9 protein-coding genes are annotated in these 9,955 nt (G+C 69.0%); 4 read left to right on the plus strand and 5 right to left on the minus strand.

From position 1 onward, the window contains the following. Positions 1–19: 19 nt before the first annotated feature. Positions 20–901 carry a class I SAM-dependent methyltransferase gene (locus LIU39_RS34205; RefSeq protein WP_227050880.1) on the minus strand — a complete coding sequence of 294 codons (882 nt, stop codon included), beginning with the start codon at positions 899–901 and terminating at the stop codon, positions 20–22. Between the two features lie 216 nt (positions 902–1,117). Here LIU39_RS34205 and LIU39_RS34210 point away from each other — a divergent pair, with 216 nt between their 5' ends. The 3 genes from LIU39_RS34210 (at position 1,118) to LIU39_RS34220 (ending at position 3,810) form a co-directional block, all read left to right on the plus strand. Next, positions 1,118–1,750, plus strand: coding sequence for a helix-turn-helix domain-containing protein (locus LIU39_RS34210; RefSeq protein ID WP_227050881.1), 633 nt, complete (start codon positions 1,118–1,120; stop codon positions 1,748–1,750). Positions 1,751–2,298: 548 nt separating this feature from the next. Continuing rightward, on the plus strand, positions 2,299–2,922 hold the full coding sequence (locus LIU39_RS34215) for a GNAT family N-acetyltransferase (RefSeq protein WP_227050882.1): 624 nt from the start codon (positions 2,299–2,301) through the stop codon (positions 2,920–2,922). A gap of 153 nt (positions 2,923–3,075) precedes the next feature. Further along, the gene (locus LIU39_RS34220; RefSeq protein ID WP_308409452.1) at positions 3,076–3,810 is read left to right on the plus strand and encodes a transposase family protein; all 735 of its coding nucleotides are present in this window, start codon (positions 3,076–3,078) and stop codon (positions 3,808–3,810) included. Positions 3,811–4,728: 918 nt separating this feature from the next. Here LIU39_RS34220 and LIU39_RS34225 read toward each other — a convergent pair. Beyond that, positions 4,729–5,100, minus strand: a complete 372-nt coding sequence (locus LIU39_RS34225; protein ID WP_227050883.1) for a hypothetical protein — start codon at positions 5,098–5,100, stop codon at positions 4,729–4,731. A 420-nt stretch (positions 5,101–5,520) separates the two neighbouring features. Next, positions 5,521–5,892, minus strand: a complete 372-nt coding sequence (locus tag LIU39_RS34230) for a relaxase domain-containing protein (RefSeq protein ID WP_227050884.1) — start codon at positions 5,890–5,892, stop codon at positions 5,521–5,523. Between the two features lie 512 nt (positions 5,893–6,404). Here LIU39_RS34230 and LIU39_RS34235 point away from each other — a divergent pair. Continuing rightward, the gene (locus LIU39_RS34235) at positions 6,405–7,481 is read left to right on the plus strand and encodes an alpha/beta hydrolase family protein (protein WP_227050885.1); all 1,077 of its coding nucleotides are present in this window, start codon (positions 6,405–6,407) and stop codon (positions 7,479–7,481) included. A 282-nt stretch (positions 7,482–7,763) separates the two neighbouring features. On the opposite strand, the gene LIU39_RS34240 is transcribed toward LIU39_RS34235, so the two are convergent. Both LIU39_RS34240 and LIU39_RS34245 read right to left on the minus strand, forming a co-directional pair. Then, entirely contained in the window at positions 7,764–8,039 is a 276-nt protein-coding gene (locus tag LIU39_RS34240; protein ID WP_227050886.1) for a hypothetical protein, read from the minus strand. Positions 8,040–8,271: 232 nt separating this feature from the next. After that, a complete protein-coding gene (locus LIU39_RS34245; protein ID WP_227050887.1) occupies positions 8,272–9,210 on the minus strand; it encodes a hypothetical protein in 939 nt (312 codons plus the stop codon). Between the last annotated feature and the right edge of the window lie 745 nt (positions 9,211–9,955).

A 9,955-nucleotide genomic window follows, 5' to 3' on the forward strand; every position in this document is an offset into this window, starting at 1 on the left:
GGGCGTGGTGGGGCGAGGGTCAAAAGCGGGGGCAGGCGCGGGCGGTGTGGACGGTGGTGGCGGCCAGGTAGAAGGCATCGGGGCGCCACAGGATGCCGGTGCGGGCATCGCCGTCGATCAGGCATTCCAGGGTGGTGCGGTCGGCGGTGTCGAGGTGTTCGCCGAGCTGATCGCGCAGCCGGGTGAGGTGGATGTGCAGGTGTTCGCGGGCCGGCAGGTCCAGCGGGGCGGGCAGGTCGGTGAGGAAGGTGCGGGTGCCGGTGGGGATGAGGCCGGCCCGCGCCAGGAGGGCCGGCCAGTCCTCCACCGTTGCGGTGGCGCCGGGCAGTTGCCCGCGCATCACGGTGAAGCGGTCCTCGGCCGCCGCGTCCAGCCGGGCCTGCAGTCCGGGCCGGCCCAGCCCGATGTCGCGGGGCAGGAAACGCGGGGGCAGACCGCGTTCGGCGACGGCCAGCAGGCCGCCGGGGCGCAGGGCGGCGGCCAGTGCCTTCAGTGCCGCCGCCTGGTCACCGAGGTGGTGGATCGCCTGGCTGGTCCAGATGACATCCGTGGCGGGGAGGGTGGCGAAGCCGGCGGGCAGGTCGGTGTGGTGGGTGCTCAGGCGGGTGCCCAGGTGGTGGGCGGCGGCGCGCTGGGCGGCCCGCTCCAACAGGCCGGCCGACCCGTCGACGGCGACGACGTCCGCGAACGGGAAGGCACGGGCCAGCCGGCAGGCGGCGACCCCCGGCCCGCTGCCCACGTCCAGCACCCGGCCCACACCCGCAACGGCGCCCTCACCCCCCAGCAGTTCCCGCAGCCAGGCGGCGGACTGGTCCAGGGCGGGGGTGTGCAGTTCGGCTTCGCGTTCCAGGCGGGCGCCCATGGCGTCCCAGTCGAGGTCCCCGGTGTGGTGCGGGTTCATGGCGTTCCTGCTTCCGGGAAGAAAGAGGCGGACACAAAGAAGGTGGGGCGGGGCAGTTGACCCGGGCGAACGGCCCGGCCGCGCCCGGCCGCGCCCGGGCGGTGCCGGGCGGTGCCGGCGGCCACGCACGGCGGTCACCTCCGGTCAGAGTGCGTCCACCACCCCGTACAAGCAATTTTTGTTGCCGTTTCAGGAACAGCGCTGTGTAATGACCGGGTGGAGCACTCACCCGCCATCGCCGAGGCCCTGTCCGAGGTCGGCCCACGCCTGAAGCGACTGCGCACCCAGCGGGGGGTCACCCTCGCAGCGCTGGCCGAGGCCACCGGCATCTCCAAGAGCACCCTCTCCCGCCTGGAATCCGGCGGCCGACGGCCCAGCCTGGAACTGCTGCTGCCCATCGCCCAGGCCCACCAGGTGCCGCTGGACGAACTGGTCGGCGCCCCCGAAGTCGGCGACCCGCGCATCCGGCTCACCCCCCGCCGATCGGGCGGCAACACCGTCCTGCCACTGACCCGCCAACCCGGCCCCCTGCAAACATTCAAGATGGTGCTGCCCGCCAGCCGCACCGAACCCGAACGCTGCACACACGAGGGCTACGAATGGCTCTACGTCCTGTCCGGGAAGCTACGTCTGATCCTGGCCGACCACGACCTGACCCTGGACCCCGGCGAAGCCGCCGAGTTCGACACCCGACTGCCCCACTGGTTCGGCTCCACCGGCGAAGGCCCCGTCGAACTCCTGAGCCTCTTCGGCCGCCAAGGCGAACGCATACACATCCGCGCCCAACCCCGCACCCACACCCCCCACCACCACACAGAACACACCAACCACACCAACCCCGGACACTGACCCAAGCACCACCCCGAACACAGCACCACAGGCACAGGAACCGGCACGCGCCACTGCCTTACGAACCCCTCACAACCAGCACACCAGCCCGCTCACCCAACCCACCCGGCCACCTGCTCGGCCCTGCCGCCCCGGCAGCCGGCCTACCCCGACCGTCCGAAGCCGGCCACCCCCGGCCAAGGACATACCAGCCGGGCCGACCGGTCACGACGGCGCGCCACGCAGCCCACCGCGCGCGGACGAGACCCCCCCGCCTCACCCAACAACCCTTGCACCTACGGCACTTGAACAGACCACCTACCCAAAAGCACTACCCCCGGAGACACACACCCAGGCACACCAGCCTGCCCGCACAGACCGAAGACACTGGCCCAGTGCACTCACGCGGATCGGTCGGAGACGAGTGAGGTGATCGCGAGATGAGTCTCGGTGCAGGTATCGCGGCGCCCGTGCGGCCCTTCTCATGTCATGGCCCGGGGACGATCACCATGTCCGCCGGAACCGTAAAGCGGTGGACAGCCCTCCTGTGCTGGGCGAGCATCTCCGCGATGAATAACGAACCTCTCTCCATCCCCAAACGCGTCCGCTTCGTCGAGCTCAGCGCAAAGGCGCTGCGGGCGCTTGCCGGCGGTGACCTCGCCGGCGGCAGCGCCGAGGCCGGGGTCGCTCTTGACGAGTACTTCGTCTGCGACCGGGCTCGCTGGGTCTTCGGCTATCGCGCTGACCAGCTCGCCGAGGACCCGTCTGCCGCGCCCTGGATCACGCGGGTCGCGGTGTCCGAGCCGGACGGGGCCGTCGTCGGCTACGCCGGGTTCCACGGGTCGCCGGACGAGGCCGGCATGGTCGAGGTCGGCTACACCGTCGTGCCCGGGTACCGCCGCCAGGGCTATGCCCGCGCCATGCTGACGGCGCTGCTCGTCAAGGCCGTCACCGATCCCGGTGTCACGACCGTGCGGGCCACTATCAGCCCCGACAACAACGCCTCCCTGGCCACCATCGCGGGCTTCGGTTTCACGCGCGTCGGCGAGCAGTGGGACGAGCGCGACGGGCTTGAGATCGTCTTCGAGGTCCCGGCAGACGCAACTCAAGCCGAGCAGCTTTCCGGCCTCGGCGGACATGGTGATCGTCCCGGTCGGGCCGTGACCATGAGAAGGGCCGCACGGGTTGGGTGAGTTGTGAAGCTGACCTGGGCCCGTACGGCCTGATCCCATCCTGCCCGGTCCGGTGTCTCACGCGCACATTCCGGCGAGTTGTTCGCCGAGCTCGCCAGTTTGTGGGAGGCCGCGCGACAGTCCGCGCTCCGCGAGGCCCGGGGATGGGAGCGTGTGCGGGCGGAGGGTGCCGGCCGGAAGCCCAAGCTGGTCTTCCTCGATCGGCTGCTGGTCGCCCTGGTCCATCTGCGCCATCAGTTGCCGCACGCGATGCTCGCCGAGCTCTTCGAGGTGGATCGCTCCACCGTCTCCGCGGCCATCCGCCAGGTTCGCCCACTGCCAGCGGCCCGTGGTTTCGCCGCGCCCGACCGGCCCAGCCTGCGGCTGAAGACGCTGGAGGACGTTGGCGCCTATGCCGAGGCGGAGGGCGTTGAGTTGCGGCTCGACGGGGTCGAGACCCAGGTCCGCCGCCCGCAGGCAGGCCGCCCCGGGCGCCGGGCGTTCGTCTCCGGAAAACGCAAGCAGAACACCATCAAGACCACCACGTTCAGCGACGGCCAGGGCCGCCTGCTGCTGTCCGGCCTGGTCCGCCCGGGCCGGATACACGACCAGACCGCCGTGTGCACCGAGGGCATCGCCGAGCAGTTCCGCACCCGTCCCGGCGTGAAGGCGAAGGTCGACGCCGACTACCTCGGGCCGGCCAAGGAGTTCCCCGACCAGGTCGGCGCCCCGCCGAAGAAGCCCAAGGACGAGGCGTGCGACGGTGACAAGCGCGCCTGGCGCGAGCACGGCATCGGCAGCCCTCGGCGAGGATCTGTGTGGAGCACACCAACGCCGAGCTCCGCCAGTGGGCACCCCTGCGGCGATTCACTGGACGCCGCGATACCTGCGCCGAGACCCATCTCGTGATCGCCTCACTCGTCTCCGACCGATCCGCGCAGCGGGCCACCCGCCACCGGATGAGCACCGAACTCGTCCTCGTCCGCGACACCACCTGCTGATCACCCACCAGCCGAGCCGCCGGGCCAGCACGCCCGAACCTCAATTCCCCCAACACCGTTAGAAGGGTTGTCGAACGCGTCGCGAGAACTTGACCGCCGGGACTGACCTGCGGATACGCACCTGGCGAGCGAGGTGGCCGTGGAGGGGGCGACGGAGGGGCCCAGGGAGGGGGCCGACGAGGCTTGGCCCAGGTCCTCGCCGGACGTCTGCCCCGTGGCGGCGCGCGGCTCGTGGGCGGGGTCAGGTGTGAAGTCGACGGGCACGGTGTCCTCGGCTTCTCCGGCCTGCTTGCCGGGTCGGCGGTCGTCCGACCGCTGCGCGCCGGGCCGTGCCCACCGTGAGAAAGCACCCCTTGTCCTCGGTCTGACGACCACCGCCGATGCGTGTCCGCTTCCGCCCTGACCAGGTATCGACTGGGCAGGTTTGTCCGTGACCGGCGTCATGAGCAACGCCTCGCTGCGGGGCCCGGACTCTGTCCACAGGTCCGCGCCCGCACCGTAGGCGCCCGGCCTGGTGCAGCAGGTGCCCGACGTGCGAACAGGCAAGGAAGCGCCATGGAGACGACGTCGACGAAGGTGCCCCAGCTCGCCCGGAGCTGATCGCGCAAGCCGCCGATGTCCGGGGGCAGTTGGCACGGTGTTCCGGGCGCAGGTGAGGCTGCGGTGAAGGAACTGCTCAGTGTTTGGCCGGCCCGGTCCGAGGGCGCGGGAGACGACGGCTCCTTCGTCGTCACGGCCGGTTCCGACACTGACGATTCTCGATCCGCGTCGACGGAACGCGCGGGTGAAGGCGGAGATCGGCCACCCGCTGGACGGTCTGCACCCCTCAGCGGTCGTGGCCCACTCCTCTGTCATGGTCGGGCCGGGGCCTGTGCTGCTGCTGGTCGTTGGTACCGGCCTCGTCTGTGTGCTGCTCCGGCTGCTGCGGGTCGGCGATGGCGCGGCGGCAGGCGTCGGCCTCCCGCGTGAAGGCGGCGGGCCGGTCGAGATTCTCCGGTGAGCCCAGCCACGTCGCGGAGTCCGCCGTCCGGCCCTCCGGCCGCTCCGTGACCTCGTCTGGCTCCTGATCGACCTCGTCGGCCCCGGCGGCGAACAGGTCCAACTGCGTGGGAATCGCGGCCTGCTGGTGGGCGTGGACGACGGTGGCCCGCTGCGCTGGGGTGGCCGCGGCGGCATGGTCGTGATCGACGGCGTGCACGGTGGCCGTTGCTGAGTCCGGCGACGGTGCGGACGGCTCGGATCGCGTGCTGGAGGGCAAGGCTGGCGACCCGGGCCCGCTCGTACCGGGTCGACGCGCGGGGCGGCTTCCCGTCGGTGCCGGCGATCCACCGGCGGGCCGGCCGGTGCAAGTTGGCGGTGTAAGTGATCTGGTCCGGCGCCGGAGGGCGGCGGCCGAGCTCGGGCACGGTGAGCCGGTGTCCGTGGCGGGCCAGGGCCTGGTCGGCGATGTAGTCATCCAGGCCGGGCAGGAATCCACGGCCGCGCAGGGTCTCAGCGAGGTGGCGGCGGGCTTCGGCCAGGACGTGGCGGCGGGCGAAGACGTGACGCACGGTGCCAACCGCGGCGACATCGATCGCGGCGAGCGCGGTGTCCGCCAACGGGCGCGCCCGCCCCCGGGTCACCGCACCGGTTGCCCGGCACGCTCCAGCATTCCGTCGACCATCCGGTGCCCGAACCACAGCAAGGCCGACACGCGCCACCACGCGAGCAGCTGCTCCAGCGGGCGCGGGGTCTTCTTCTCCGGGCGGGTGTCCTGCGCCGCCCACCACGCCAGGCCGTGGCGGGCGCGCCCGTCGGGCAGCCGCCCGTGCTTGCTGACGTACTGGTCGGTGATGCCCTTCAGGCCCGCGTCGATCTGCTCGCGGCGGGTAGCGGACCAGTCGATCAACTCGGAGTCGACCCCCGCGATCTCCATGACCGGCCGACGCCCGGCGGTGACGGTGCGCGGCTCGGTCGCCGGCCCCAGTTCCTCGCAGACCTCGGCGGCCACGGTTTCGTTGTAGAGCGCGGATCAGGCGACGGTGTTCTCGAACAGGGCCTCCATGTGGACCGAACTGCAGGTGTTCGTCTCCGACATCCCTTGGAACGGCCTTGACCAGCATGGATGAGCCTGTCTCACACAGTGTCCTCAACGAGTTCGTCTTCTGCCGTGTTCCTTTCCGTGCCGTCGTCACGCTATTTCGCCCCGCCGCAATTGGCTGGCTCCGTACCCGCACCGTTCAGCTTGCCCGGGTACCAGGCCATGAACCAGTTGCTCAGAGCTGGCCACGCGGTAGGGAAAACCCCCTGCTGAGTGGGGTGTTGGTCGCAATGCGCCGAGTGTGCCAGGAACGGCAGGGTCCAGCCATGAACATTTCTCGGTTCGACGGAAGATCACCCAAGCATGCCGCGCTCGCCCTCGTGTGTGCCGTGGCCGTAATGGCGGGGGCTGGGTGCGACGACAGCCGGCACTCTTCCTCGCCTGCTCACCAGCATTCCGCAACGCGCGGGGCGGTGGTCTCCGTGACCCCCGTTGCGGACCTGGACGCCAAGGAGGTCGCAGCCCGCCTGGCCAAGGCGGGTATCGATGCAGCACAGGTCCGCTACGGCGTGCGAGCTCACCGGATCGTGTATCGCACCGTCGATTCCAAGGGCACACCCACCACGGCCAGCGAGTTGGTCGCGATGCCGAAGAACGATGAACGCGGTCTTCGGGTCGTGTCCTGGCTGCACGGCACCGAGGTGTACCGAGGAGAGGCGGCCTCGGTGAACGACGAATCGCCCGACCGGTCCACGGCGCTGCTGTTCGCCTCGACCGGGCGCGCGGTATCTGCCCCGGACTACCTCGGCCTGGGAAAGGGCCCCGGAATCCATCCGTACGGGAACCCGAAGGCGACCGTTACCGCTTCGGTGGACGCGTTGCGAGCGACACGTACGTTCGCCCGCAGGGAAGGGCGCGGCCTCGACCGGCGCGTACTCATCAGCGGGTTCTCCCAGGGCGGCCCCGCCACGATGCTGGTCGGGCGGGCCCTGCAGCAGGGCGCCGATCCGTATTTCCGTCCGGGTGTCCTCACCCCGGTCGCCGGCCCGTTCGATCTGAGCGGTTTCGAGGCCGCCGCGGCAGACGACAAGATCGAACGGTCCTCGCTCTACCTCGCCTATTTCGCGACCGCGTGGAACCGGATGTACGGCCTGTACGGCGCCCCGGACCAGGCATTCCGAGCCCCTTACGACAAGACGGTACAGACGCTGTTCGACGGCGACCACAAGGCGTCGGAGCTCACGGCAGCACTGCCCAAGACTTCGAAGCAACTGTTCACCGAAGAGTTCCTTCAGAGGGTTCGCCACCCCATGGGGGATCTGCGACGCAAACTGGAAGTGATGGACACCACGTGTGACTGGCGGCCCGACGTCCCAGTTCACCTCTTTCACGCCAGGGGCGACAAGGACGTCTCCTTTGCGAACTCCCTGCGCTGCCAGCGCCAGCTGACTGCCAATGGGGCTGACCAACAGCTCAGTGATGTCGGCGAGTTCGACCACAACACGACGGTCCTCAAGGCTCTGCCACAGGTGGTGCGCGAGTTCGACTCGGCCCGCTGAGTCGACCCGCGATCGAGTGGCGGCCAATTCACAAATGCCGACACTCAGCACATGGCACGGCAAGGCTCTGCCACCCCGCATGAGGTCGAATGGGAATCCGAATGTCCCATCGCAAATGATCTGATCCGTAGTCAGGACTGTGGCCTGCGGCGACCAGATGGGGTGAGACGCCAAGACGGTGGTTTTCTCAGTTGATCGGATTCCGTGGGTATGAGTGCTGGTCGTCGTCTCAGCTGATCTGGTCCGTCGGGAACAGATCTGGGTGATACCAGCTTTGGGCGTTCAACCACGTCTGGTAGGCACGGTAGATCTTGAGAAGGCCGTCGCGCCCTTCTCGTACTTCCAGAAATTCGTCAAGCAGTCGAAAGAGCGTGGCAACAGCAACAGCGTCGGCTTCCGGTTCAGGAGATGCATAAAACCGCCGGGAACGAGATGCCGGACGAGAGCGACCCAGACGAGGTTGTCGCCGTGCCCAAGGCGGACGATCAGCCATTCCCGGAGGCCGACCAGCATGCCTCCGGAGCTTCCCGTATCGACGCCGAGAACGAGCGCGTTCATGGACGCGTAGGCGCCGTCCGTCCCGTGTGTCGAAGGCTGTTGCCGCACGGTCGCGAGCCAGCTCCCGGTAATGCTGGATGACGGCTCCCTGCCAGACTGTCCTTGAGCCCGAGCTGTGACCATAGGCTGCTGGGGGATCTCCTGGCAGCGGGATTCTGCGGGCAGGAGACGGGGGTTGTCCGGGCGCCATCGCGCCAAGACCACCGGGCGTCACGGCGGCCGGCTTCAGGCTTCAGGGGTTCTCGGGGGTTCTTGAGGCGGGTTGGAGGTTGGTGACCCGCAGGAACTCCCGATCGCGCCAGGAGACCGGCTTCACCGTATAGCTGACGGCCTGGCCCCGGTAGTAATACTCCACCCTGCGCTCGTTGCGGGGGGTCCTGTGGGGGAAGGTGAATTCCAAGATAGCGCCGCCGTTGTCAGGCTTGATCTCTCCGCGTGGCGAGTCCTTGTCGCAGCCGCGGATCACGGTACCCCGGGTGGACTGGACAGCGAGCCGCCGGGCAGGGCAGCCGCGAACGTGGTCGAGGTCGAGGCCCTGGTAGCAGTCAAGGCGGGGGCCGGAACGTGGGTAGAGCGCGAAGGGCTGCCCGCGGTCGTCGATGACCGTGGTGCCCTGGCGTCCGGCACACAGCCAGTCCATCTCAAGGTGCCACAGAACCTCGTCCTTGCCGGCATCGGGCGTGATGATGAACTCCTCGACGTCTGTCGCGCTCACCGAGAAGGGGAAGTTCACATCCTTGGCATGCAACCGAGGCGCGGCTGCCTGCAGGTCGGTGCTGAAATGCCACGGGGAAATCAGGCGGGGCGACACAAGGGAAATCGGCAGTCCGGGGCATGCCCGCCGGGCGGGACGACGGGACAGGACCACCGGGCGCATCCCCCGCAGGACCACCGCCCGACCCCTCACGTTGCTCTCCACCGTGACCCGGAAGCGCCCCTGACGGACCCTCACCACAGGCGGGTCCGTATCCAGCACCACCGTCTGGTCCTCCTCGTCGATGTCGGACTCGCGGGCCACGGTGACGATGATCGGGCTCTCGGCGTCCTCGACGCCGTCAGCCGACAGGTGGAGGTGTACTCCTCCGGTGATCGCCCCCGCTTGCACGACAGCCCCCTGCCGTCCTCCATTCACCTGGTTCTCGGTATCCCCGGTCTGCTGTCCGTCGCCCATGCATCCCCCTGTAGTGACCAGACCTCAAGCCCATTGTGGCAGTCATAAAGCCCAACTGTGCTGCTTCCACGGGAAGTTCACACCCGTCCTGCCCCGCACAAGAAGTTCGAGGACGCTCCCTGAGCGGTGCTGGCGCTGGCGGAGAGAAAGTTGCCAAAGCGGCGTTTCCGTTCCCGGACCGGGATGGCCCCACCTCGGGAGCCTGAGGCTCGCCCACGAACATCTCCCCAGGCCCCTCACCCCGTACCGTGAGGGTGGAACACCTCGCGAAGCACCACAGCCTGCACGCAGACCGCCCCACCCCAACGAGCGACAGCCGTTTCGAACGCATCGGCGGACCAGGTCACCTGAGACCACAAGTAAATCGCACCAGATCCCCGGAGACGGGACACCGTAGGCTTGATCGTGCTGACGGACAGAGCCGTCGGCTCAGCCGTGACGGACCACTCCAACTCCGCGGCGAGCCCGCCCTCCGCAACCGGGAACGCGCCATCCAGGTCTCCGCCACGGCCCACCAGTTGTGGGTGCTCTCGGAACAGCTCACCAGCGTGCACCACTGATGGCCCGCAGAACCGCCTTCTCGAAAATGAGCGGCAGCCAACAAGCTGGGTGCAAAGAGGTCCGGAAATGCAGAAATGCCCCGCCGGGAACCGAAGTTCCCGACGAGGCATTCCACAAAAATTGTTCGGCGGCGTCCTACTCTCCCACAGAGTCCCCTCTGCAGTACCATCGGCGCTGAAAGGCT

It is taken from the genome of Streptomyces pinistramenti (genome assembly GCF_020564935.1).
In the GTDB taxonomy this organism is placed as follows: domain Bacteria; phylum Actinomycetota; class Actinomycetes; order Streptomycetales; family Streptomycetaceae; genus Streptomyces; species Streptomyces pinistramenti.

What these genes read in the sequence shown, in the direction of transcription:
- LIU39_RS34205 (WP_227050880.1), bottom strand. Translation starts at nt 901, where the DNA reads ATGAACCCGCACCACACCGGGGACCTCGACTGGGACGCCATGGGCGCC.
- LIU39_RS34215 (WP_227050882.1), top strand. Translation starts at nt 2,299, where the DNA reads ATGAATAACGAACCTCTCTCCATCCCCAAACGCGTCCGCTTCGTCGAG.
- LIU39_RS34240 (WP_227050886.1), bottom strand. Translation starts at nt 8,039, where the DNA reads ATGAACGCGCTCGTTCTCGGCGTCGATACGGGAAGCTCCGGAGGCATG.
- LIU39_RS34245 (WP_227050887.1), bottom strand. Translation starts at nt 9,210, where the DNA reads ATGGGCGACGGACAGCAGACCGGGGATACCGAGAACCAGGTGAATGGA.